Origin of the sequence: Pseudomonas urmiensis (genome assembly GCF_014268815.2) — a bacterium.
Taxonomy (GTDB): Bacteria; Pseudomonadota; Gammaproteobacteria; order Pseudomonadales; family Pseudomonadaceae; genus Aquipseudomonas; species Aquipseudomonas urmiensis.
The window spans coordinates 5,425,323-5,450,698 of sequence record NZ_JABWRE020000001.1 but is presented as its reverse complement, the minus strand read 5'-3'; the positions used below and the strand labels follow the sequence as shown (position 1 = coordinate 5,450,698).

Here is a 25,376-nt window from a genome sequence, read left to right as displayed (position 1 = left end):
CACGCGGGAGCGGGCTTGCTCCGCGATAGCATTGTTGCAGACACATCCTGCTCCAATCATGCCTGGCAACGGTTCACATTGCGGCCTACCTTGAGAGTTCATCATTCAAGGAGACCGACATGGATCGTCCCGCCTCCAACCACCTGCGCCGAGGCCGCTTTTCAGAGCCCGGCCGTATCTACCTGCTGACCAGCACAACGAAGGACCGGCGGCCCATATTCGCCGATTTCGGTGCTGCCCGCTGCCTCCCCCCGCTCCTCCACCAAGCCGAAATTGAAAACGCCCTTCGCTCTCTTGCCTGGGTAATCATGCCCGATCACTTCCACTGGCTGATCGAACTGCGCGACAGCACGCTGTGTAGCTTGATGCGGCGATTCAAATCCAGAAGCCGTTGCTCGCTATACAAACAAGGCAAGGTAGAGGGACGGTTATGGCAGTCTGGCTACCATGACCAGGCACTGAGGCGCGATGAGGATGTGCGCGACTTTGCGCGCTATATCGTGTGCAATCCGCTGCGGGCAGGCCTGGCAGAGCGCCTTGGCGATTACCCTCATTGGGACGCTGTTTGGCTGTGAGGATGTGATCGCGGGGCAAGCCCGCTCCCACGTTAATGCTCGATGTTACGGGCTGAACCGCCCCACCATGCCCCGCAATTGCTGCTGCAACTGCCCCAACTCGCCTTGCTTCCGGTGCTGTAAGGCCAACATGACTTTGCGTGGGAGCGTTTGCGTGGGAGGCCTTAACTTTGTCTGGGATCGATCTGTCTGCATGCACCGTTGCTGTGCTTCATGCACCTCGCAAAGGCACAAATCCCCTCAAACACTGGCCGAACTGTCTTGAAACGCAATGTTTCCGGGCTTTCCGAAACTGGCACGACACCTGCAATAAGTACTGTATCTCCAGTTTCGGGGACCTCGGTACAGGCAGGCCGGGAATTCCCCTCTTTTATTCGTGCAGTTCGCTGCACACCCGAACGCCCAGCGTGCTCCCGGCCTATCGCCGCGCTGCACGCTCCAGTTCTGGGGACCTCGGTACAGGCAGGCCGGGAATCCCCTCTTTTATTCGTGCAGCCTCACCTGCACTCGCCAGCGTCCCGCGTCCTCTGCACCGACCCAGTCGCCCTGCAGAGGGCGCGCGGCGACCACCGTCAGCAGCAAGCCTTCCTCGCTCTTCTGCACCCGCCAACCCACTGGCTTACCCTGCAACGTCAGCTGCCCACGTTGGGATTTGCCCTGCGCTTCGAAGACCACTGCAACCGTGCCTTCGACATTCTCGCCATGCAGCTTGGGCTCTTCGTTAAACCACAGGTCCAGGCCGCCCTGCACCACTTCTATCTGCTCCAGCACGCGCTCTTCAGGGGTGGTCAAGCGGCCGATCATCAGCCCGACCATCACCCCGACGATGGCCAGGGAAAACATCACGCGCGGGAAGGCTTTCGAACGCAGGTCGGGTTCGGGGGTAGAATGCCCGTCATCTTCATGCTTGGAGCCGTGCATGTTTCACGTCATCCTTTTTCAACCAGAAATTCCGCCGAATACCGGCAATATCATCCGCCTATGTGCCAACAGCGGCTGCGCCCTGCACCTGATCGAGCCGATCGGCTTCGAGCTGGACGACAAGCGCTTGCGCCGGGCCGGACTGGATTACCATGAGTATGCCACGCTCAAGCGCCACCAGAGCCTGGCCGGATGCCTGGAAAGCCTCGGCCAGCCGCGCCTGTTCGCCTTCACCACCAAGGGCTCGCATCCGTTTCACGAGGTCGCCTACCAGCCAGGCGATGCATTCTTGTTTGGGCCTGAAAGTCGCGGGTTGCCCGCCGAAGTGCTGGACAATTTGCCGGCTGAGCAGAAGCTGCGCCTGCCGATGCGGCCGGGCTGTCGCAGCTTGAACCTGTCCAATACCGTTGCAGTGACGGTCTACGAGGCGTGGCGTCAGCAAGGGTTTGCCTGACGGCCATGAAAAAAGCGCCCCAAGGGGCGCTTTTTGTTTCTCGCAAGCAGTACTTACTGCAGCGACGGTGCTTCGCCAGCGGCCTGCATGCGCTCCATCTCTTGCGCGTACAGGGCGTCGAAGTTGACCGGCGACAGCATCAGGGCCGGGAACGAACCACGGGTCACCAGGCTGTCCAGGGTTTCGCGCGCGTACGGGAACAGGATGTTCGGGCAGAACGCACCCAGGGTGTGGCTCATCGATGGCGCGTCGAGGTTCTTGATCAGGAAGATACCCGCCTGCTGAACTTCGGCAATGAACGCCACTTCGTCACCGTTCTTGACGGTTACCGACAGGGTCAGTACGACTTCGTGGAAGTCACCTTCCAGGGCTTTCTGACGGGTGTTCAGGTCCAGCGAAACAGCCGGTTCCCACTGCTGACGGAAGATCTGCGGGCTCTTTGGCGCTTCGAACGACAGGTCGCGCACATAGATGCGCTGCATGGAAAATTGTGGGGCGTTTTCGTCGGCGGCGGCGCCGTTATTTTGTTGGTCAGTCATGGCAGATCCTTTTCCTAATGGGGTTCTAAGCGGTGTGAATCAGGCCGCGAGAAGGCTGTCGAGCTTGCCCGCCCGCTCCAGGGCATAGAGGTCATCGCAACCACCGACATGGGTACTGCCGATCCAGATCTGCGGCACCGAGGTACGGCCGGCCTTCTGGCTCATTTCGGCGCGAACCTGTGGTTTGCCGTCGACCTTGATTTCCTCGAACGCCACGCCCTTGCTCTCGAGCAGGTACTTGGCGCGCATGCAGTAGGGGCAGTAGTCGCTGGAGTAAACGATGACGGGCTTCATATCACTTCACCAGGGGCAGGTTATCGGCTTTCCAGCTGGAAATGCCACCGCTGAGCTTGGCGGCGGTGTAACCAGCCTTGAGCAGTTCACGGCAATGGGTACCAGACTGCTGGCCCATGCTATCGACCACGATCAGGGTCTTGTCTTTGTGTTTTTCAAGCTCTGCCATGCGAGTGGCGAGCTTGTCTTGCGGGATGTTCAGCGCACCGACGATGTGCCCTGCCGAATATTCCTTGCTCGGGCGGATGTCGATCACCAGACCCTTGTCGGCATTGACCAGGGCGGTCAATTGGCCGTTGCTCAGGCTCTGCCCGCCGCGACGAATTTCATTGACCAGCAGCAGGATCAGCAGAACGAAGAAGATCGCCACCAGAATGAAGTGGTTTGTGGCAAAAGTGATCAGGTTAGCAACCATCAGGTGTGTTCCACGCGATTGAAAATGGCGGCCAGTATACACAGCCCCAAAGGCCCACCAAAGCCCGTAGGCCAGGCAGGCGAACAGCTTTCATTGCAGCTGGTCGGGACGATGGTCGGGTAGCACGATGAATTTTCGCCCCAGATGGCGTATTTGCCCTAAAATGCGTGTCTTTATCATCTTCTAGCAACCGTGAGTGGGATTGATGACGAGCACGCCTAAACCCCTGGTCCTGATCATCCTGGATGGTTTCGGTCACAGCGAAAGCCCCGAGTACAACGCCATCTTTGCAGCCAACACCCCGGTCTACGATCGCCTGCGGGCTACCCAGCCCAACGGCTTGATCTCCGGCTCTGGCATGGATGTCGGCTTGCCCGACGGCCAGATGGGCAACTCTGAGGTCGGTCACATGAACCTCGGTGCCGGGCGCGTGGTGTACCAGGACTTCACCCGGGTGACCAAGGCCATCCGTGACGGCGAGTTCTTCCACAACCCCGTGCTGACCGGTGCCGTGGACAAGGCCGCCAGCGCCGGCAAGGCCGTGCACATCCTCGGCCTGCTCTCCGACGGCGGCGTACACAGCCATCAGGACCACCTGGTCGCCATGGCCGAACTGGCCGCACAACGTGGCGCCGAGAAAATCTACCTGCACGCCTTCCTCGATGGTCGCGACACCCCGCCCCGCAGCGCCCAGTCGTCGATCGAACTGCTCGACGCGACCTTCGCCAAGTTGGGTAAAGGCCGCATCGCCAGCCTGATCGGCCGCTACTTCGCAATGGACCGTGACAACCGCTGGGACCGCGTCAGCGCCGCCTACAACCTGATCGTCGACTCGGTGGCCGATTACACTGCCGATACCGCCGTGGCAGGCCTTGAAGCCGCCTACGCACGCGACGAAAGCGATGAGTTCGTCAAAGCCACGCGCATTGGCGAAGCGGTCAAGGTCGAAGATGGCGATGCGGTGATCTTCATGAACTTCCGCGCCGACCGTGCCCGCGAGCTGTCGCGCGTGTTCGTCGAGCCGGACTTCAACGAATTCCCGCGTGCCCGCCTGCCCAAGCTTGCCGCCTACATCGGCCTGACCCAGTACTCGGCCAAGATCGCTGCCCCTGCGGCCTTTGCCCCAGCCAGCCTGGACAACGTACTGGGCGAGTACCTGGCGAAAAACGGCAAGACCCAGCTGCGTATCGCCGAGACCGAGAAGTATGCCCACGTGACGTTCTTCTTCTCGGGCGGGCGTGAAGAGCCGTTCGAAGGCGAAGAGCGCATCCTGATCCCGTCGCCGAAGGTCGCCACTTACGACCTGCAGCCTGAAATGAACGCCCCTGAAGTGACCGACCGCATCGTCGAAGCCATCGAGCAGCAGCGCTTCGATGTCATCGTGGTCAACTACGCCAACGGCGACATGGTCGGCCATACCGGCGTGTTCGAGGCGGCGGTCAAGGCTGTCGAGGCGCTGGACACCTGCGTTGGGCGCATCGTCGAGGCACTGGACAAGGTTGGCGGCGAAGCGCTGATTACCGCCGACCACGGCAACGTTGAACAAATGGAAGACGAGTGCACCGGCCAGGCGCACACCGCTCATACCACCGAGCCGGTGCCGTTCATCTATGTGGGCAAGCGCAAGCTCAAGGTCCGCGAAGGCGGCGTGCTGGCGGACGTGGCGCCGACCATGCTGCAACTGCTGGGCCTGGAAAAGCCAGCAGAGATGACCGGAACCTCGATCCTGGTTGACTAATTCACGTGGGAGCGGGCTTGCCCGCTTGTATGGTTAGACTTGAAGGGGTGGTGGGACTAAATGCCCGATTCTGACTGTTCGCAGCAGTACAGACCGTGGGAGACATCGCCCCACCCCTTCCACCAAAGCGCCGATAAAGAATGCATCGTTTGCAAGCGACGATAGAAGCAAGCCAGCGCCTCTTGGTGAAACCCCTTCAAGCCGAAAAACCTTAACGTGGAGAACCGCCCATGGCAATGCAGGCAGGCAAACTGATCGTGGGTACGGACGTCGCAAAGGCTGAGTTGGTTATCCATCACGACGCTAGTGATGAGGTAATCAAACTGAAAAATTCAAAACCCGACATCAAGCGATGGTTGAAACAACAGCCGCTCAACACGGCTATCGCAGTTGAAGCGACCAACGTCTATCACTTGGACCTGGTCGAGTTAGCCCATGGTGCGGGTCTTGAGGTTTATGTCATTGATGGCTTTCAACTGAGCAACTATCGGAAAAGTGTTGGAGGACGAGTCAAAACTGACCCTTCTGATGCGAGATTGTTGTCCCGGTTCTTGAGAAACGAAGGGGAAGATCTTCGCCCCTGGAGCCCCCCTCCCGCCGTCTACGGCAAGGTCCAGAGCCTTCTGCGACGCAGAGCTGCCTTGGTGACAGCGCGCACTGCAATGACTCAGAGCTGGGCCAATGAAAGCCTTTTGAAGAGCGCCTTCGAAGTGTTCGTCAAATCGATAGACCGCCTCGATTTACTGATTCAGAAAAAACTTAAGGACGTGCTCCGAGAAGCCGGACTACAAGAACAAGTGGCTCGCTGCCAAGCCGTAGAAGGAATTGGTTTTCTGACCGCTGCGGCATTAGTCATGGCCTTTGTCAGAGGCGAATTTAAAAACAGTGACTCCTTCATCGCATTCCTTGGAATGGACCTGCGAGTTAATGACTCTGGGCAGACGAATGGACGTCGTCGCCTGACAAAGCGGGGATGTTCAGAGATCCGTCGTTTGCTGCACAACGCGGCAATGTCCGCCAGCAGGTCGGCCGCTTGGAGAGACCTTTATGAGCAGCATCGAAACAGCGGTAAAGCAACAACCCAAGCCTTGGTCATCTTGGCTCGAAAGCTTGCCCGCGTGGCTTTCGCCCTGATGAAAAATCAGGGCGAATACATCACCAGAGCTATGAAATTGGCTTGCCCATAACCATAGAATCTCCCACGTTGCAGTTCCAGCCCACTGCCGCGATTACCAGCGCTTTCCAGACAAACGCCTCGCCGCAGATGCCGCGAGGCGTTTTTTTTGCAGGCCCAGGCGGGCATACTAGGCCAGTCTCCATCCCTGGTACGCCCAACCTCATGCTTCGCGCCCTGATTCCTCTCGCCCTGTCTTGCCTGCTCAGCCCGGCCTTCGCCGATGAGCGTGCGCAGACCCAGCAACAACTGGACGCCACCCGCCAGGACATCGCCGAGCTCAAGAAGATGCTGGGCAAGCTCCAGGAGGAAAAGTCCGGCGTGCAAAAAGACCTCAAGAGCACCGAGACCGACATCGGCGCGCTGGAAAAACAGGTGGAGGCGTTGCAGCAAGAACTAAAAAAGACCGAGGGCGAACTGGAGCGCCTTGATACCGAGAAAAAAAAACTCCAGTCCGCCCGCGTTGAACAACAACGCCTGATCGCCATTCAGGCCCGTTCGGCCTACCAGAACAATGGCCGCGAGGAATACCTCAAGCTGCTGCTCAACCAGCAGAACCCTGAGAAATTCGCCCGCACCCTGACGTACTACGATTACCTGAGCAAGGCGCGCCTGGAGCAACTGCGCACCTTCAACGAAACCCTGCGCCAGCTGGCCAATGTCGAACAGGACATCGCCAGCCAACAGGCGCAACTGCTGGCCCAGCGCGGCAATCTCGACAGCCGCCGCCAAGAGCTCGAAGCCGAGCGCAGCAAACGCCAGCAGGTGCTGGCCAAGCTCAACAGCGACCTGAAAGCGCGCGACCAGAAGCTGCAAGCCCGCGAGCAGGATCAAGCCGAGCTGGGCAAAGTCCTCAAGACCATCGAGGAAACCCTTGCTCGTCAGGCCCGCGAAGCCGAGGAGGCGCGCCAGAAGGCCTTGCTCGCTCAGCAGGAGGCTGAGAAGCGTCGCCAGCAAGAAGCCCTGGCCGCTCGCCAAGCGCCAGAGCCGCCAAAGAAAAAGGCCCTGACCACCCTCGGCCCACTGGTTTCTGGTGATGGCGCCAACTACGGCGGCGCATTTTCTGCCGCTCGGGGAAAACTTCCATGGCCAGTCAATGGTCGACTACTGGCACGCTTCGGCGATGCACGCGGTGGTGACGCCCGGGCCAAATGGGATGGTGTGATGATCAGCGCCGCCACCGGCACCCAAGTGCGCGCTGTGCACGGCGGTAGAGTGGTATTTGCCGACTGGTTGCGCGGCGCTGGACTTCTGGTCATTCTCGACCATGGTAATGGTTACCTGAGCCTGTACGGCCACAACCAGAGCCTGCTCAAGAGCGCCGGTGACGTAGTCAAGGCCGGCGAAGCCATCTCCACCGTGGGTGACAGCGGTGGCCAGGATAGCGCAGGCTTGTACTTCGCCATTCGCCAGCAGGGCCGCCCCAGCGACCCCGCGCAATGGTGCCGTGGCTAGGCATTTTATTTTTACGGTGGCTGCACCGTGGCTCCTGCGGGAGCGCCAACAGGATCAGGAGTTCGTTCGACATGCTGCACTCGCCTCGCCTCACCCAACTGGCCCTGACCATCGCCCTGGCGATCGGCGCGCCCCTGGCCGTTGCCGCCGAGCCGGCCAAGCCAGCCGCGGTGCCAGCGCCGGTGCCTGCCACCGAGGTGACGGCCAAGTCGCCGCTGCCGCTTGAGGAGCTGCGCACCTTTGCCGAGGTCATGGACCGGATCAAGGCGGCCTATGTCGAGCCGGTGGACGACAAGACCCTGTTGGAAAATGCCATCAAGGGCATGCTCAGCAACCTCGACCCACACTCCGCCTACCTTGGCCCTGAAGACTTCCAGGAGCTGCAGGAAAGCACTAGCGGTGAATTCGGCGGCTTGGGCATCGAAGTCGGCATGGAAGACGGCTTCGTCAAAGTCGTCTCGCCGATCGACGACACCCCGGCCTCCCGCGCAGGCATCGAGGCGGGCGATTTGATCGTCAAGATTAACGGCGCGCCCACCCGCGGCCAGACCATGACCGAAGCGGTCGACAAGATGCGCGGCAAGATCGGCGAAAAAATCACCCTGACCCTGGTTCGCGATGGCGGTACGCCGTTCGACGTCACCCTCGCCCGCGCGGTCATCCAGGTCAAGAGCGTCAAGAGCCAGCTGCTCGAGAACGATTACGGCTACATCCGCATCACCCAGTTCCAGGTCAAAACCGGCGATGAAGTCGGCAAGGCCTTGGCCAAGATGCGCAAGGACAACGGCAAGAAGCTGCGCGGTGTGGTCCTGGACCTGCGCAACAACCCAGGCGGGGTGCTGCAGTCGGCGGTCGAAGTGGCCGACCACTTCCTCACCAAGGGCCTGATCGTCTACACCAAGGGCCGTATCGCCAACTCCGAACTGCGCTTCTCGGCCAACGCCGCCGACGCCAGCGAAGGCGTACCGTTGGTGGTGCTGATCAACGGTGGCAGCGCCTCGGCCTCGGAGATCGTCGCCGGCGCTCTGCAAGACCAGAAGCGCGCCGTGCTGATGGGCACCGACAGCTTCGGCAAAGGCTCGGTTCAGACCGTGCTGCCACTGGCCAATGACCGCGCCCTGAAGCTCACCACCGCCCTGTACTTCACCCCCAACGGCCGCTCGATCCAGGCCCAGGGCATCGTTCCGGACATCGAAGTGCGCCCAGCCAAGCTGACCGCCGAAGCCGATACCGAGAACTTCAAGGAAGCCGACCTGCAAGGCCACCTGGGCAACGGCAACGGCGGCGCCGACCGCCCGACCGGAAGCAGCAAACGCAAGGATCGCCCACAGGATGATGACTTCCAGCTGAGCCAGGCCCTTAGCCTACTCAAAGGCCTGAACATCACCAAGGGCGATTGATCCTCTCGATGCGTTATTTGCTGTTGACGCTGTTCTGCCTGCTGGCTGGCACCGCCCATGCGGCGCCAGCCAAGGCCTATATGAGCATCATCATCGACGACCTGGGCCAGAACACCGAGCGTGACAATCGCACGCTCGCCCTGCCTGGGCCGGTCACCATGGCGATCATGCCCGACACGCCGCATGCCATCGATTTCGCCCGTCAGGCGCACAAGGCCGGCAAGACGGTCATCCTGCACATGCCCATGGATCCGGCCACCGGCCCCTACGCCTGGCACCCCGATATCCCGTTGCCGGAACTCGCTAGCCGGCTCAACGCCGCCCTGGCGAAGGTGCCCCACGCTGCCGGCATCAACAATCACATGGGCAGCCGCATGACCGCCCAGCGCACGCCAATGACCTGGTTGATGGCTGAGTTGCAGCAGCGTCACCTGTTCTTCGTCGACAGCCGCACCAGTGCCGCCACGGTCGCCGCCGCCGAAGCTCAGGCGATCGGCCTGGCACATGTGTCGCGGGATGTGTTCCTGGACGATGTGCGCACCACAGAAGCGATCACCGCCCAGCTCCAGGTGGGTATTGCCCAGGCCCGCAAGCAGGGCTCGGCGGTACTGATCGGCCACCCCTATCCACAGACGCTGGAGGTTCTGCAACGGGAAATTCCGCGCCTGAAGAGCCAGGGCGTCGAGCTGATCGAGCTTTCACAGATGATTGCCGAGCGTGGTAACCAAGCCATGCCCGGACATGGCAAAAACGGCCGCTACAGCAACCGCTGACTATCTGTCAGATCTATCTACCGCTTGCCGCCCAGGCAGTTGAAAACAATGGAACTCCAAACATTACGGAGACTTCCATGTTCAAGCGCCACCCTTTCTGCCTGGGCGCAGCCCTGATCAGCCTGGCCATAACGGCCAGCGCCGAAGATACCGTCCAGCCTTCGGTCCCCACCCCTGAGCTGCTGACCAATGCCCACGGTGAGCGTCGCCAATGGACCGGCATTGGCCGCCTGACCCGGCCAGGCGGTAGCCAATGCATTGCCAGCCTGATCGACAGCCGCGCGCCCGGAATGGCCGCATCAGGCCCCGCCTACCTGGTCACCGCGGGGCATTGCGTGGACAAACGCAACGGCGTGATCGGCCATGACACTGAGATCGAAGGCAGCATCAGCTTCAACTTCTTCGTAGACACCCAGGACCAGCGCCACACCTTCGCCCTCAAACGCACGCTGTGGAGCAGCATGCAGGGCCTCGATCTGGCCCTATTGGAGCTGGACGCGAGTCTCAGCCAGGTCATGGCGCAAGGCATTGTGCCGTTAGCGCTCGCCGCAGATTCTCCCCCTGGCGCAAACGTGCATGTCATCGGCGAGTCATCCGCCAATGAGCTTGGCTTGCGCCTGACAACCTGCAGCCAGGCCACTACCGACTTCGTGATCGCAGCCCCGTGGGTATGGCGCAACATCTACAGCACCGACTGCCTAGGCCTGGGACCCGGCTCCTCCGGCAGCCCAGTGATCGATGTGCAAAGTGGCCGCCTGCTCAGCGTGCTCAACAGCGTTTCTGAACCGATAAGCGGCAAAGCTGCCCCTTGCTCACTGAGCAGCCCCTGCCAAGTGCCGGTTCAAACCGATAAACCCGCGTTGACGACGGGCTTTTCCATACCACTGGGCCGCTTGCAAGGGTGTTTCGCTCAAGGCTTTGCCAATCTGTCACTGGACAGTTGCCAACTGCTGCCGGGCTTTGAGTTGATCGTCGAAAAAAATCCCCGATCGCTCACCAAGATCGCGACCGATGCAGAGGGTAACGAGCGTCTACCCAGGTGGGGCCTTAGCTTTTCCCTGAATACGCCACGCTACCGATTCAAAACCGTGCGCAACCCGCTCGCCTGTGAAAACCCTGAGGGCTACAGCGGCACTATCGCTGCTGAGCAAAATCACATTGACGAGCCCATCGGTCCAGAACCAGGCTGGCACTTCCTCTGCCTGATCGGCGTGGACTCAGCCGAGCACAAGCCCTCCCCGGCCTTGATGGGCAATAGCCTGAGCCTAGCGACCCAGCTGCTTCCCGCAGCTCCCGTGCCAGACCCCGACATGACCGTCACAGCGCTGCCCAATGGCAATGTACAAGTCAGTTGGCGCACCGCACCGCCGCACCTGACCCTGTACCGGGTAAAGCGCGGGCCACCTGCGACCACTGACTGCCAGGATCCCGCTGGCTTTCGTCACCTGCGCCATAAGCGCTATGAGTTCAAGGCCCAGCAACTACCACTGACGCTGTGCACGGTCAGTGAAGACTTGATAGAGCAACGCTCTGCAGTACGCACCGATCTGTTACAACCAGCGGCTTCAGGGAAAAAATGAGCGGCGCAACGAGAAAGGGCCCTGTTCTCACGAACAGGGCCCTTCTCTTTTGCTTCAACCGTTGTCAGCTATAGACACGGCCAAGCAACTGGCGATGGCTCTCGAACTGATCGAGCACATCACGCACCACCTGCTCCGGGGTAAAGCCCATCAGGTCGTACTCCTGGCTGCCGTCGTGCAGGTACACCTCGGCGCGGTAGAAACGCTGGCGGACTTCCGGCTCACCTTCGACCGGTGCCTCGCTCGGCGCGGCCATGTAGCCGTCCAGGCTCACTTCATAGACGAATGGATTACCCTCTTCCATCATCACCCGCAGGCCCATCATGTTGCGCGACTGGCCCACTCGGGTTTCGACCTCGAAGCCCAGGGTGCGCAACTGTGCGGCGGCATCCTTGAGCGCAGGGCTGACCTGCTTGTCCATGAAGCGCTGAACCACGGCCTGAGTCGGCTGCAGGTCCATCGCACTGAGGCGCTCGCTGAAACCGCGACGACCACGGGCGGCCAGTTCGGCACGCTCCTGCTCAAGCTGCGAATCCTGCTTCATGGCCTTGTACAGGCCAAACATGAACAGCACCAACACCACCGAGAACGGCAGCCCGGCCAGTACCACCATGGTCTGCATCGCCGCGAAGTTACCCGCGAACAGCAAACCGATGGTGACCAGGGTAATCACCACCGACCAGAACACCACCATCCAATGCGGCGCGTCTTCGTCGACCTGGCCACCTTTGCACGACAGGTTGGCCATCATCACCGCGCCGGAGTCGGCTGGGGTGAGGAACAGCACGAAGCCCACGAACACCGCTACACCAATGACGATCTTGGCCGCTGGGAAATACTCCAGCAGCTGGTAGATCGACATCGACGGCTGCTCCAATGCGGTTTTGCCCAACTCCACGGCGCCATGGTTCATCACCAGGTCCAGCGCAGTGTTGCCGAAGATCGACAGCCAGGCCAGGGTGAAGCCCAGCGGGATCAACAGCACGCCCGCGACCAGCTCACGCACGGTGCGGCCTTTGGAAATACGGGCAATGAACATGCCGACGAATGGGCCCCAGGAGATCCACCAGGCCCAGTAGAACACGGTCCACAGGCCCAACCAGCGCTCGGACTTGCCGGCCTCGCCTTCATAGACGTAGAGGTCGAAGGTCTTGAGCACGATGCCGTTGAGGTAGTCGCCAATGTTCTGCACGAAGCCGTTGAGCAGGTGCAGGGTGTCACCCGCCAGCAGGACAAAGATCAACAGGCCGCTGAACAGCAGGATGTTCAGGTTGGACAGACGGCGGATGCCATTTTCCACACCGGAAACCGCCGCCACCGTGGCGACCGTGGCCATGACCAGGATCACGATCAGCAGGTTGGTCTTGCTGTGGTCCATGCCGAACAGGTATTCCAGCCCCGAGGCCACCTGCATCGAGCCGATACCCAGGTTGGTCACCAGGCCCAGCAGGGTCACGAACATACCGAAGATGTCCACTGCGTGACCGGCGCCACCCTTGACCCAACGCTCGCCCATCAATGGGTACAGCGCCGAGCGCAATGCCAGCGGCTGGTTGTGGCGGTAGGCGAAGTAACCCACGGCCAGGCCGACCAGGGCGTAGATCGCCCAGCCATGCAGGCCCCAGTGCAGGAAGGTCAGTTGCAGGCCCTGGCGCGCAGCCTCGGCGCTGGCCGAAGGGCCTTCAGGCGGATTGAAGTAGTGGTCCAGCGGCTCGGAGGCGCCAAAGTACAGCAGCGAGATACCGATACCGGAGGAGAACAGCATGCCGGCCCAGGCGCCGTAGCTGAAATCAGGCTGGTCGTCCTTGCCGCCAAGCTTGAGCTTGCCGAAATTGGAGAAGGCCAGGACCACCACGAATACCAGGTATCCGCCGATCACCAGCATGTAGTACCAGCCGAAAGTGCGGGTCAGCCAAGTCTGGGCGACGTTGAGAACTTCACCGGCTTTTTCCGGTACAGCGATAAGCAAGGCAGTCAACACAAGGATCAGCAGCGCGGAGGTGATGAACACCACGTTGTTGACCCGGACCCTCTCGGCGGGGGGTTTGGTTAGGGAGGCAGAACTCATTGCACGAATGCTCCGGGGAGTGCGGCTGTGGAGGCTAATCAGTCATTTCCCGCGCAATTGGTGCAATAGCCCTACTGCGTCAGGTGTTATAAAAGCACCTTGGAAACCGTGATCCCGAATCGAAACGTTGCAAAAAACCAGACAGATGGCCTGTGTGCGAGCCGCCTCCCATGCTTGGGTGCGCGCATTAGCCACAGCTCATCTCGCCCGCTCCAAGGGCCTTCGCACGGCCAGTGACCGTTCGGCAGAATCTGTCATTCGCATCGCTCTAGCCCGTCAACGCCTTGTATTCCGGGGGTTACACGATTTCCTGGGGTGACAATCAGTGCCGCTTGAAACAGCTGAAAAACTGTCAATGGCACAAATTGTCGCAGAGCTTATTCTTTATTGATTGAACGTTCAATCAAAACAAAATAGACTGGCCTTCGCCGAGGCAGCCGCTTGTCGTCTGCCCGCAGGCCTGAGGAGAAAGCAAGATGCCCAAGGTCGGTATGCAACCCATCCGCCGCCAGCAGTTGATCGAAGCCACCCTGCAGGCGGTCGATCAGGTCGGACTGGGGGACGCCAGCATTGCGCTTATTGCCCGTTTGGCCGGGGTGTCGAATGGCATCATCAGTCACTACTTTCGGGACAAGAACGGCCTGATCGCAGCGACGATGCGTTACATCATGAACATGCTCAACGAAGGCGTAAGAGCACGTCGCCAGGCCCTGACGGACGACAGCCCGCGCGCTCACTTGAAAGTGATCATCGAGGGCAACTTCGATGCCAGCCAGGTGAACGGCCCGGCAATGAAAACCTGGTTGGCCTTCTGGGCCTCCAGCATGCACCAGCCCGATTTGCACAGGTTGCAGCGGATCAACGATCACCGCTTGTATTCCAACCTGTGCTGTCAGTTCCGCCGCGCCCTGCCGCTCTACCATGCGCGCAAGGCAGCCCGCGGGCTGGCAGCGCTGATCGACGGCCTTTGGCTGCGTGGCGCTCTGTCGGGAGATGCATTCGACACCGAGCAGGCAATACGGATTGCCTACGAATACATGGATCTACAACTGGCTAAGCAGCACACCCTGGCCACAACCGACCAGGCCGCTGAACAAGCGCGCACGGCACTTGCCCACCCGGCAGGAGCGTGACGCGCAAAGCCAACCACACACTGCACTTGCGAGGACACTATGGCCCGTTTCGGAACGCAAAAACTCTACATCGATGGTGGTTATGTCGACGCTGGCTCTGACGCCACCTTCGAAGCCATCAACCCGGCTACCGGCGAAGTCCTCGCCCACGTGCAGCGTGCTACCCAGGCTGACGTCGAGAAAGCCGTCGAAAGCGCCGAGCGTGGCCAGAAAGTCTGGGCGGCGATGACCGCCATGCAGCGTTCGCGCATCCTGCGTCGCGCCGTCGACATCCTGCGCGAGCGCAATGACGAGCTGGCCCAGCTGGAAACCCTGGACACCGGCAAGTCGTACTCGGAGACCCGCTACGTCGACATCGTCACCGGCGCCGACGTGCTGGAATACTACGCAGGCCTGGTGCCGGCCATCGAAGGCGAGCAGATCCCCCTGCGCGAAAGCTCCTTCGTCTACACCCGTCGCGAGCCGCTGGGCGTGACCGTCGGTATCGGCGCGTGGAACTACCCGATCCAGATCGCCCTGTGGAAATCCGCTCCAGCCCTGGCCGCTGGCAACGCGATGATCTTCAAGCCGTCGGAAGTCACCTCGCTGACCACCCTGAAACTGGCTGAAATCTACACCGAAGCTGGCCTGCCAAACGGCGTCTTCAACGTACTGACCGGCAGCGGCCGCGAAGTCGGCACCTGGCTGACCGAGCACCCACGCATCGAGAAAGTTTCCTTCACCGGCGGCACCACCACCGGCAAGAAAGTCATGGCCAGCGCTTCGAGCTCCTCGCTCAAGGAAGTCACCATGGAACTGGGCGGTAAATCGCCGCTGATCATCTGCGCCGACGCCGACCTGGACAAGGCCGCCGACATCGCCATGATGGCCAACTTCTACAGCTCCGGTCAGGTCTGCACCAACGGCACTCGGGTGTTCATCCCTGCCGCGATGAAAGCCGCCTTCGAAGCCAAGATCGCCGAGCGCGTTGCGCGCATCCGTGTCGGCAACCCAGAAGACGAAAACACCAACTTCGGCCCGCTGGTCAGCTTCCAGCACATGGAAAGCGTGTTGGGTTACATCGCCAAGGGTAAAGAAGAAGGTGCCCGCGTGCTGTGCGGCGGCGAGCGTCTGACCGAAGGTGATTTCGCCAAGGGCGCATTCGTTGCCCCGACCGTGTTCACCGACTGCACCGACGACATGACCATCGTCAAGGAAGAGATCTTCGGCCCAGTGATGAGCATCCTCTCCTACGAGAGCGAAGAGGAAGTCATCCGCCGCGCCAACGACACCGAGTACGGTCTGGCCGCTGGCGTATGCACCAACGACATCAGCCGCGCCCACCGCATCATTCACCAGCTGGAAGCCGGCATCTGCTGGATCAACGCCTGGGGTGAGTCGCCAGCTGAAATGCCAGTAGGCGGCTACAAGCAGTCGGGCGTTGGCCGTGAGAACGGCGTCAGCTCGCTGGCCCAGTACACCCGCATCAAGTCGGTCCAGGTTGAGCTGGGCGGCTACACCTCGGTGTTCTAAGCACCCCGTGTAGTCACGCCCGTGCCGCTCGGCACGGGCGTTCCCGCTTCCTGATCACCGCAAACGAGGGTACTTCGCATGTCCCAAGAATTCGATTACATCATCGTCGGTGCCGGCTCGGCCGGTAACACGATCGCCACCCGCCTGACCGAAGACGCCAGCGTCAGCGTACTGCTGCTCGAAGCCGGCGGTCCGGACTACCGCTTCGACTTCCGCACCCAGATGCCAGCCGCCCTCGCCTTCCCGCTGCAGGGTCGCCGCTACAACTGGGCCTACGAGACCGATCCAGAGCCACACATGGACGGTCGCCGCATGGAATGTGGCCGCGGCAAGGGCCTGGGGGGCTCCTCGCTGATCAACGGCATGTGCTACATCCGTGGCAACGCCCTGGACTTCGACGGCTGGGCCAAGCTTCCAGGCCTGGAAGACTGGTCTTACCTGGACTGCCTGCCATACTTCCGCAAAGCGGAAACCCGTGACATCGGCCCGAACGATTACCACGGCGGCGAAGGTCCGGTCAGCGTCACCACGCCTAAAGCCGGCAACAACCCGCTGTTCCACGCCATGGTCGAAGCCGGCGTGCAGGCCGGCTACCCGCGCACCGAAGACCTCAACGGCTACCAGCAGGAAGGCTTCGGTCCGATGGACCGCACCGTGACCAAGAAAGGCCGTCGTTCCAGCACCGCTCGCGGTTACCTGGACCAGGCCAAGAAACGTCCGAACCTGACCATCGTCACCCACGCCCTGTCTGACCGTATCCTGTTCGACGGCAAGCGCGCCGTGGGCGTGACCTACCTGGTCGGCGACAGCGAAGAGCGCGTCGAAGCGCGTGCCCGCAAGGAAGTCATCGTCAGCTCCGGCGCAATCGCTTCGCCGCAACTGCTGCAACGCTCCGGCGTCGGCCCGCGCGCCCTGCTGGAAAGCCTCGACGTCCCGGTCGTGCACGACCTGCCGGGCGTCGGCGAGAACCTGCAAGACCACCTGGAGCTGTACCTGCAGTACGCCTGCACCCAGCCGGTCTCGCTGTATCCGTCGCTGCTGTGGTGGAACCAGCCGGCCATTGGCGCCGAGTGGATGTTCAATGGCACTGGCATCGGCGCCAGCAACCAGTTCGAGGCCGGTGGTTTCATCCGTACTCGTCCTGAGTTCGAGTGGCCGAATATCCAGTACCACTTCCTGCCGGTGGCGATTAACTACAACGGCTCCAATGGCGTGAAGGAACACGGCTTCCAGGCGCACATGGGCTCGATGCGTTCGCCTAGCCGCGGCCGTATCCAGCTCAAGTCCAAGGACCCGCGCCAGCACCCGAGCATCCTGTTCAACTACATGGCCACCGAGCAGGACTGGCAGGAATTCCGCGACGGCATCCGCCTGACCCGGGAGATCATGGCCCAGCCAGCGCTGGACCCGTACCGTGGTCGCGAGATCAGCCCGGGTGAGCATGTGCAAACCGACGAAGAGCTGGATAAGTTCATCCGTGAGCACGCCGAGACCGCGTTCCACCCATCCTGCTCGTGCAAGATGGGCAGCGACGAGATGGCGGTGGTCGACAACGAAGGCCGCGTGCATGGCATGCAAGGCCTGCGCGTGGTCGATGCCTCGATCATGCCGATCATCATCACCGGCAACCTCAACGCCACCACGATCATGATCGCCGAGAAAATCTCCGACAAGATCCGTGGTCGCAAGCCACTGCCGCGCAGCACGGCCAAGTATTACGTGGCTAACGGCGCGCCAGTCAAAGGCAAGTCGATGCGTGAAGTGAAGCAAGGCTGATTTGCGCGTTATCCGCTTGGGGCTGCTGCGCAGCCCCAAGCTTCTTCATGAGCACCCGCTCAGGTTGGAATAGGGAAAAACCGCCGCATCAACGAGTCATCATCGGCCCCCAGTCGCCGCGCCAATACCTCCCGATCAAACACCTCCCCCGTACGCATCTCATACACCCTCGCCCCCGCCGGCACCTGACCCAATCCCTTCAGCCGTACCTCCATGAACCGATGGTTCATTCCCTTCACAGCGGTCACTTTCTCGACCTGTAGATAACGCCCCGGCAGCATCAACGACTCGACCTCATCCGGCCGTCGCGAGAACGGCGCCACCGGCGTAGCCTCAGCAAACTCGCCTGGCTCCAGCACATACACCACCGCATGGTCATCAAATACCGTCTTGCCGCTAACCTGCGCCTGTGGGTTGTTGAACACTTCCCAAAGCGCGTAGGGGTTCTCGGTGAACGAGGTGAAATCGGTGGTCACCAGCACATCACCCACCCCTACCCCACCCTCGCGAAACACCGACGTGCCGGTACCGCGTAATACCGACGCTGCCCGGTACAGCGTTAACTGATTGTTCACCCCAATCTGGCCCAGCGCATGCGCCAGGTCGTGGCTTCGCTGAATACTGACGCTGCGCCTGCCCTCGAGCGGCAAGCCACGCCAGAGGTTGTTGTAGCGCTCCGGTGAGCTGGTGTATTCGGCGATGGCGGCCGAACCATAGCCATACTCGTCGCGGTACACCGGATACGGCTCGCTGAAGGCATCCAGGTATTCGCCACTAGTACCCAACACATCCAGATCAGCCCAGGGCACTGCGCCCATTAGCGACTCTTGACGCGCCAGAGCGCGATCGGAATACGCCAGAAGCTCATCTGCTGCGGGCAGCATGTAACGCTCCCAGTCAGGCCCGGAAACGGCCAGTTCGCTCTGCGCGCCGATCCGCAGCGATTGCCGCGCACCGGCAAACAACTCGCCACTGCGCATCATCGCCGCGTCCAACAAGATGAACAGGATATCCAGCACCACTGCCGACCACGCCGCTGTGCGCCAGGCCGACTTACCATTGATGGCGCGATCCAGATGCAAGCCAAGACTGCCCACGCCAAGCCCCAGCGAAGTCAGCACCACCGGCCATCCAAACGGCGCCATGGGTGCGATGATCAGGCTGGCAGCCTGCAACCCGGCCAGCCAATCCGCCTTGCGCAGCTCGGCATTACTGGTCAGGCGCTCATGGGCGTTGTTGACCAGTTGCGCCATGGCTTGCTCGCGCAAGCGTACGAACAGATCGCCAGTGATGGCCTGCCCGGCGATGCCGATATCGCCCCGCGCTTGTGCCAACAACTTCAAGTAGTTGCGCAGGCGCGGCCGCAGTGATTGCGCCAGGACATCACCGCCGATGAAGTAGCCGATCAAACGCTCGCGGCCCACGGACGTACCCGCCTGACCGATCAACCACACCTGCAGTGCATGGCGGTCATCGAACACCCGCAGCGCATTCTGCTCATCCGCCAGGTACAGGCAGCACCTGCCCGTGCCGAGCGTTCGCTGGAACAGGGTCCGGGCGGCGATGCCGCCAATGCTCATGGCACTCCAGCCGCTCTGCGCCGAGGCCGCACAGCTGCGACGCAGCGCCTGCACAGTGCTCGGCACAGTGGCTACCACGAGGCTCGCCGCGCGCAGATCGGCGCGCTCCGCCTCGGTAAGTGCCGACCGCTCAAGCGCAGCCAGAAACCGCGCCCGGGCCAGCACACAGAAGTCCTCACTGTGTTGCGCCTGAAAAGTTTGCAGCAACTGCGTGTAGCGCTCAGAGAAGTTCATCTGCCAGAACATATCCAGCACCCCTTGGGGCGCCAGGCGAACTTCGTTGCGCTCGTCATATTCGCCATGGCTGGCATCCACCCGATAGAAACCGCCATAGACAGACAGCTGGTCAGCGTCGGTTTGCTGCGCCGGACTGAATCGCTGCATCACCAGCTCAGTTAACGTCAGCGAGCGCCGCGGCGGCCCCCGATGACGCCAGCCGGTGTAACTCAGCGAGCTGCTGGCGGCCGATTCGAACTCATGCCAATAGAGCGCGTCAGGATCGAGCCAGTACCCCAGCAGGCGCTGCAGCACGTGGCCGGCAGCCTGCCGGGCAAGGCCATGCAAATCAGGAAATCGACCCAGGAAACGCTGGGCAATGTGTTCAAGTGTCTGGTTGTTGCCGCTACTCATGGTGCTCTGCCTAAGTGAAGGTGGAGCACCACTTCAGCTCAAGTCGCCTGCCGCCATGCGGTAACGCTTTACAGCCCGCGCCGGCATCAGGTTAGAATCGATTGGCACGCAACCTGCGTGCTCGGCGTCAGCCTTCCCTTCGCGTTTCCCCCGGAGTACTGCCTTTGGATGCAAGCACCATCAATAGCCTGTTCCTGATCGGCGCATTGCTGGTGGGTGCAAGTATCCTGGTCAGTTCGCTGTCATCGCGCCTGGGCATCCCTATTCTGGTCATCATCCTCGCGGTCGGCATGGTCGCTGGAGTCGATGGTGGCGGCATCATCTTCAACAACTATCCAACCGCCTACCTGGTGGGCAACCTGGCCTTGGCGGTGATCCTGCTCGACGGCGGCCTGCGCACGCGGGTGGCGAGCTTTCGCGTAGCCTTGTGGCCGGCGTTGTCGCTGGCCACAGTGGGCGTTTTGATCACCACGGCGTTGACCGGCATGGTCGCCGCCTGGCTGTTCGACCTGAGCCTGATCCAAGGGCTGCTGATCGGCGCCATCGTCGGTTCGACCGACGCCGCAGCGGTGTTCTCGCTGCTCGGCGGCAAGGGTCTGAACGAACGGGTCACCGCTACGCTCGAGATCGAATCGGGCAGCAACGACCCGATGGCGGTGTTTCTCACCGTCACCCTGATTGACATGATCGCCAGCGGCCAGACTGGCCTGCACTGGAGCCTGTTGACCCACCTGCTGCGCGAGTTCGGCATCGGCGGCCTGCTGGGCCTGGGCGGCGGCTGGCTGATGTTGCAGCTGGTCAACCGGATCAACCTGGCCGGCGGCCTGTACCCGATCCTGGTGGTCGCCGGTGGTTTGGTGGTGTTCTCCCTGACCAACGCCCTGCATGGCAGCGGCTTCCTTGCTGTGTACCTGTGCGGCCTGGTGTTGGGCAACCGACCCATTCGCAGCCGCCACGGCATCCTGCACATGCTCGACGGCATGGCCTGGCTGGCGCAGATCGGCATGTTCCTGGTGCTCGGCCTACTGGTCACCCCGCACGACTTGCTGCCGATCGCCCTGCCCGCGCTGGGCCTGGCGCTGTGGATGATCCTGGTCGCCCGCCCCCTCTCTGTGGTCGCCGCCCTGTTGCCGTTCAAGGCTTTCCATGGCCGCGAGAAAGGCTTCATCTCCTGGGTTGGCCTGCGCGGTGCAGTGCCGATCATTCTTGCGGTGTTCCCGCTGATGGCCGGGCTGCCGCAGGCGCAGCTGTTCTTCAACCTGGCGTTCTTCATCGTGCTGGTATCGCTGCTGGTGCAGGGCACCAGCCTGCCGTGGATGGCCAAGCTGCTGAAGGTCACGGTGCCGCCGGACCCAGCGCCGATCTCCCGCTCCGCGCTGGAGGTGCACGTCACCAGCGAGTGGGAGCTGTTCGTCTATCGCCTGGGTGCTGAAAAATGGTGCATCGGCGCCGCCCTGCGCGAGCTGAAGATGCCTGAAGGCACGCGAATTGCCGCGCTGTTTCGCGGCGAGCAATTGCTCCACCCCTCGGGCAGCACCGTGCTGGAGGTGGGCGACATGCTCTGCGTAATCGGTCATGAGCACAATCTGTCGGCGCTGGGCAAACTGTTCAGCCAAGCGCCCCAGCGTGGTTTGGATCTACGCTTCTTTGGCGACTTCGTCCTTGAAGGTGATGCCGAGCTGGGTGCGGTGGCGGCACTTTATGGCCTGAAACTCGATGGCCTGGACGCAAAAATGCCGTTGGCGCAGTTCATCCGACAAAAGGTCGGAGGCGCTCCAGTAGTAGGGGATCAGATCGAATGGCACGGCACAATCTGGACCGTCGCGATGATGGACGGGAACAAGATCCACAAAGTCGGCGTCAGATTCCCGGAAGGTACTCGGCCTGGCCCCGGGTTGTTCCTCTAGACTTCGACTTGCCTCGTTTTACAAGAACCCTGCACAAGACTCTGCCTATGTCCCTGCGCGTGTATCTCCGCGCAGCCCTGCTCGGGCTGTGCTTGTCCCTCTCGTTCGCCGTCAGCGCGGCCGAGGCTCCAACCACCGCCAGCATCCAGAACAGCCTCGACAAGATTGCCGATCGCAAGCTTCCGGAGGCCGAGCAGAAGGCTCTGCAGCAGGTCCTCGAAGACACCTTGAGCCTGCTCGGCAGCAAGGAAGACAGCGAGAAGAAGCTCGCCGCGCTCAAGCAACAGCTGGCCGACGCCCCGCGCCTGACCAGCGAAAGCCAGCGCGAACTGATCAAGCTCAAGACCAGCAAGACCGTACCGGTTGCCCAACGCTACGCCAGCCTCAGCGTGCCGCAGTTGGAACAGCTGCTCAGCGAACGCAGCACCCTTCAGGGCGAGCTGCAAAAAGCGCTGTCCGAAGCCAACAGCCTGATCATCAACTCGCAGACCCGCCCCGAGCGCGCCCAACGCGAGATCAGCAACAACCAGACTCGCGCCCAACAGATCAACAGCAGCCTCAAGTCCGGCAAGGACAACGGCAAGACCCTGTCCGCCGACCAGCGCAACCAGCTCAATGCCGAACTGGCCTCGCTCAACGCCTTGACCCTGCTGCGTCGCCAGGAGCTGGCCGGCAATGGCCTGCTGCAAGACCTGGGCAACGCCCAGCACGACCTCTTGATCGAACGCGCAGCGCGTCTGGAACAAGAAATCCAGGACCTGCAGACGCTGATCAATGACAAGCGCCTGGCCCAGTCGCAGCAAACCGTCACCCAGCAGTCGATCGAAGCGCAGAAAGCCGGCGGCAGCAGCCTGTTGGCCACTGAGAGCGCTGCCAACCTCAAGCTCTCCGACTACCTGCTCAAAAGCACCGACCGCCTCAACGAGCTGACCCAGCAGAACCTCAAGACCAAGCAGCAGCTCGATAGCCTGACCCAGGCCGACCAGGCCCTGGACGAGCAAATCAACGTGCTCAAGGGCAGCCTGCTGTTGTCCAAGATCCTCTACAAGCAGAAGCAGACCCTGCCGCACCTGAAGCTCGACCGCGACCTGGCCGACCAGATCGCCGACATCCGCCTGTACCAGTTCGAGATCAACCAGCAGCGCGAGCAGATGAGCAACCCGGTGGGTTACGTCGACCGCCTGTTGGCCACCCAGCCCGAGCAGGATGTCACCCCACAACTGCGCAAAGCACTGCTGGAAGTGGCGATCACCCGCAGCGACCTGCTTGAGCGGCTGAACCGCGAACTGTCCGCCCTGCTTAACGAGTCGATCACCCTGCAGCTCAACCAGAAGCAGTTGCTGAGCACTGCCCAGGGCCTGCGCACCACCCTGGAAGAGCAGATGTTCTGGATCCCCAGCAACAAGCCGCTGGATTGGGAATGGCTGCGCAGCGTGCCGCAACGCTTCGTCGACCAGGTCGCCAACCTGCCGTGGGGTTCGGGGATCAAGGAGCTGACTGACGGCCTGATCCAACGGCCGCTGCTGTTCCTGCCGCTGTTCCTGGTCATCGGCGGGCTGCTGTGGCGCCGCAAGTACCTGTACCAGCGGCTGGGCAAGGTTCACCAGGACATCGGCCACTTCAAGCGCGATAGCCAGTGGCATACGCCCCAAGCCATCCTGATCAACATTCTCCTGGCACTGCCAGTCAGCATTGCCCTGGCCCTGGGCAGCTACGCACTACAGATCGACGCGCGTGGGCAGAACGCCAACCTCGGCGCGGCCCTTTGGCAACTGGCCCAGGCTTGGTTGGTGTTCTACACCGCCTACCGCATCCTTGCCCCGGGCGGCGTGGCGGAAATCCACTTCCGCTGGCACAAGCCGCAAGTCGAGTTCCTGCGCGGCTGGGTGCGCCGCCTGGGTACCGTGGTGCTTGCATTGGTCGGCGTGGTGGCGGTGGCTGAGCACCAGCCCTCGGCGTTGGCCGACGACGTCCTGGGGATCGGCGTGGTGCTGACCTGCTACGCGCTGATGGCCTGGCTGCTCAGCCGACTGCTGCTCAGCAGCCCGGCGCACCGCGATACTTCGCTGTTCCGCAAAGCAGTCGGGGTGGCCTTCACGGCCCTGCCGATCGCGCTGTTCGTGGCCGTGTGCTTTGGCTACTACTACACCGCGCTGAAACTCACCGACCGGCTGATCTACACCCTCTACCTGCTGCTGTTCTGGCTGGTGATCGAGGCCGCCTTCGTCCGGGGTCTGTCGGTGGCCGCTCGCCGCCTGGCCTACCAACGCGCGCTGAGCAAGCGCCAGGCGACCAAGGAGGGGCTCGATGGCGAGGTCATCGCCGAAGAGCCGACGCTGGACATCGAGCAGGTCAACCAGCAGTCGCTGCGCCTGATTCGCCTGGCCCTGCTTGGCGGTTTCATTGGCGGCCTGTACTGGGTCTGGTCGGACCTGATCACGGTGTTCGCCTACCTCAACAACTTCACCCTCTATGAGTACACCAGCGGCACCGGCGCCGCCGCCAGCATGGTGCCGATCAGTCTCGGCGATCTGCTTGGCGCGCTGGTGATCGTCGGTATCACCTTCGCCCTGGCGGGCAACTTGCCTGGCTTGCTGGAAGTGTTGGTGCTGTCGCGCTTGAACCTGGCCCAGGGCAGCGCCTACGCCACCACCACGTTGCTGTCGTATGTGATTGCCGGGGTGGGCTTCGTCAGTACCCTGTCGACCCTCGGGGTGAGCTGGGACAAGTTGCAATGGCTGGTCGCCGCGCTATCGGTGGGTCTGGGCTTTGGCATGCAGGAGATCTTCGCCAATTTCATCTCCGGCATCATGATCCTGTTCGAACGCCCGGTGCGCATCGGCGACACCATCACCATCGGCAACCTGTCCGGCACGGTGAGCAAGATCCGCATCCGCGCCACCACCATCACCGACTTCGACCGCAAGGACATCATCGTCCCCAACAAGACCTTTATCACCGGCCAGCTGATCAACTGGTCGCTGACCGACACGGTCACCCGGGTGACCTTGAAGCTGGGCATCGACTACGGTTCGGACCTGGACCTGGTGCGCGACCTGCTGCTCAAGGGCGCCCATGAGAACCCGCGGGTGCTCAAGGATCCGGAGCCGCTGGTGTACTTCCTCAACTTCGGCGAAAGCTCGCTCGATCACGAGCTGCGCATGCACGTGCGCGATCTAGGCGACCGCAACCCGACCCTGGATGAGATCAACCGCTACATCAACCGCGAGTTCAAGGCGCACAACATCAAGATTTCGGTACGTCAGGTCGAGGTGTTCCTGATGGATACCCAGGGGCAGAAGCAGAAGTTGATTGCTGTCGAGGGTGGCGATGGCACTGCGCCGCAGGGCACTCGGCCGGTGTAACTGGACTCCAAAGGGCGTGAACCGCAGAATTGCGTCGAGGGCTACGCCCTCGTTCGCAGGCAAGCCCGCTCCCACAGGAGCAGCACA

At 61.7% G+C, this 25,376-nt stretch carries 19 protein-coding genes; 13 read left to right on the top strand and 6 right to left on the bottom strand.

Features of this window, described 5'->3' with window-relative positions:
* Positions 1-119 precede the first annotated feature (119 nt).
* Positions 120-575, top strand: a complete 456-nt coding sequence (locus HU737_RS24600) for an REP-associated tyrosine transposase (RefSeq protein ID WP_186557613.1) — start codon at positions 120-122, stop codon at positions 573-575.
* Positions 576-1,058: 483 nt separating this feature from the next.
* On the opposite strand, the gene HU737_RS24595 is transcribed toward HU737_RS24600, so the two are convergent.
* Entirely contained in the window at positions 1,059-1,496 is a 438-nt protein-coding gene (locus tag HU737_RS24595) for a hypothetical protein (protein ID WP_186557612.1), read from the bottom strand.
* Between HU737_RS24595 and trmL the strand changes: the two genes are divergently transcribed.
* A complete protein-coding gene (trmL, locus tag HU737_RS24590; protein ID WP_186557611.1) occupies positions 1,495-1,950 on the top strand; it encodes a tRNA (uridine(34)/cytosine(34)/5-carboxymethylaminomethyluridine(34)-2'-O)-methyltransferase TrmL in 456 nt (151 codons plus the stop codon). The genes HU737_RS24595 and trmL overlap by 2 nt on opposite strands.
* 53 nt (positions 1,951-2,003) lie before the next feature.
* Here the strand turns inward: trmL and secB are convergent, their stop codons facing one another.
* The 3 genes from secB to HU737_RS24575 are packed head-to-tail and all read right to left on the bottom strand — an operon-like array spanning position 2,004 to position 3,198.
* Entirely contained in the window at positions 2,004-2,489 is a 486-nt protein-coding gene (secB, locus tag HU737_RS24585; protein WP_186557610.1) for a protein-export chaperone SecB, read from the bottom strand.
* A 39-nt stretch (positions 2,490-2,528) separates the two neighbouring features.
* Positions 2,529-2,783: a glutaredoxin 3 gene (grxC, locus tag HU737_RS24580; protein WP_186557609.1), complete on the bottom strand. Its 255-nt coding sequence runs from the start codon at positions 2,781-2,783 to the stop codon at positions 2,529-2,531.
* A gap of 1 nt (position 2,784) precedes the next feature.
* A complete protein-coding gene (locus HU737_RS24575) occupies positions 2,785-3,198 on the bottom strand; it encodes a rhodanese-like domain-containing protein (protein ID WP_186557608.1) in 414 nt (137 codons plus the stop codon).
* Between the two features lie 205 nt (positions 3,199-3,403).
* Between HU737_RS24575 and gpmI the strand changes: the two genes are divergently transcribed.
* From gpmI to HU737_RS24545, 6 genes are all read left to right on the top strand, one after another.
* Positions 3,404-4,936, top strand: a complete 1,533-nt coding sequence (gene gpmI / locus HU737_RS24570) for a 2,3-bisphosphoglycerate-independent phosphoglycerate mutase (RefSeq protein ID WP_186557607.1) — start codon at positions 3,404-3,406, stop codon at positions 4,934-4,936.
* A 230-nt stretch (positions 4,937-5,166) separates the two neighbouring features.
* The gene (locus HU737_RS24565; RefSeq protein WP_186557780.1) at positions 5,167-6,123 is read left to right on the top strand and encodes a transposase; all 957 of its coding nucleotides are present in this window, start codon (positions 5,167-5,169) and stop codon (positions 6,121-6,123) included.
* 152 nt (positions 6,124-6,275) lie between these two features.
* The gene (locus HU737_RS24560; RefSeq protein WP_186556608.1) at positions 6,276-7,565 is read left to right on the top strand and encodes a murein hydrolase activator EnvC family protein; all 1,290 of its coding nucleotides are present in this window, start codon (positions 6,276-6,278) and stop codon (positions 7,563-7,565) included.
* Between the two features lie 71 nt (positions 7,566-7,636).
* Positions 7,637-8,965 carry a S41 family peptidase gene (locus HU737_RS24555; protein WP_186556607.1) on the top strand — a complete coding sequence of 443 codons (1,329 nt, stop codon included), beginning with the start codon at positions 7,637-7,639 and terminating at the stop codon, positions 8,963-8,965.
* A gap of 8 nt (positions 8,966-8,973) precedes the next feature.
* Positions 8,974-9,738 carry a divergent polysaccharide deacetylase family protein gene (locus HU737_RS24550; protein WP_186556606.1) on the top strand — a complete coding sequence of 255 codons (765 nt, stop codon included), beginning with the start codon at positions 8,974-8,976 and terminating at the stop codon, positions 9,736-9,738.
* A gap of 77 nt (positions 9,739-9,815) precedes the next feature.
* On the top strand, positions 9,816-11,318 hold the full coding sequence (locus tag HU737_RS24545) for a trypsin-like peptidase domain-containing protein (protein WP_186556605.1): 1,503 nt from the start codon (positions 9,816-9,818) through the stop codon (positions 11,316-11,318).
* Between the two features lie 64 nt (positions 11,319-11,382).
* Here the strand turns inward: HU737_RS24545 and HU737_RS24540 are convergent, their stop codons facing one another.
* Positions 11,383-13,386 (bottom strand): BCCT family transporter, encoded by a 2,004-nt coding sequence (locus HU737_RS24540; RefSeq protein WP_189661935.1) that lies wholly within the window; start codon positions 13,384-13,386, stop codon positions 11,383-11,385.
* A gap of 476 nt (positions 13,387-13,862) precedes the next feature.
* On the opposite strand from HU737_RS24540, the gene betI reads away from it, so the two are divergent.
* From betI to betA, 3 genes are all read left to right on the top strand, one after another.
* Positions 13,863-14,519: a transcriptional regulator BetI gene (gene betI, locus HU737_RS24535; RefSeq protein ID WP_186556604.1), complete on the top strand. Its 657-nt coding sequence runs from the start codon at positions 13,863-13,865 to the stop codon at positions 14,517-14,519.
* A 39-nt stretch (positions 14,520-14,558) separates the two neighbouring features.
* Positions 14,559-16,031, top strand: a complete 1,473-nt coding sequence (gene betB, locus HU737_RS24530; RefSeq protein ID WP_186556603.1) for a betaine-aldehyde dehydrogenase — start codon at positions 14,559-14,561, stop codon at positions 16,029-16,031.
* Positions 16,032-16,109: 78 nt separating this feature from the next.
* Positions 16,110-17,807: a choline dehydrogenase gene (gene betA, locus HU737_RS24525; protein ID WP_186556602.1), complete on the top strand. Its 1,698-nt coding sequence runs from the start codon at positions 16,110-16,112 to the stop codon at positions 17,805-17,807.
* 59 nt (positions 17,808-17,866) lie between these two features.
* On the opposite strand, the gene HU737_RS24520 is transcribed toward betA, so the two are convergent.
* A complete protein-coding gene (locus HU737_RS24520) occupies positions 17,867-20,017 on the bottom strand; it encodes a dermonecrotic toxin domain-containing protein (protein ID WP_186556601.1) in 2,151 nt (716 codons plus the stop codon).
* Between the two features lie 164 nt (positions 20,018-20,181).
* Here HU737_RS24520 and HU737_RS24515 point away from each other — a divergent pair, with 164 nt between their 5' ends.
* Both HU737_RS24515 and mscK read left to right on the top strand, forming a co-directional pair.
* Positions 20,182-21,924: a potassium/proton antiporter gene (locus tag HU737_RS24515; RefSeq protein WP_186556600.1), complete on the top strand. Its 1,743-nt coding sequence runs from the start codon at positions 20,182-20,184 to the stop codon at positions 21,922-21,924.
* 47 nt (positions 21,925-21,971) lie between these two features.
* A complete protein-coding gene (mscK, locus tag HU737_RS24510) occupies positions 21,972-25,289 on the top strand; it encodes a mechanosensitive channel MscK (protein WP_186556599.1) in 3,318 nt (1,105 codons plus the stop codon).
* The last annotated feature ends 87 nt before the right edge of the window (positions 25,290-25,376 follow it).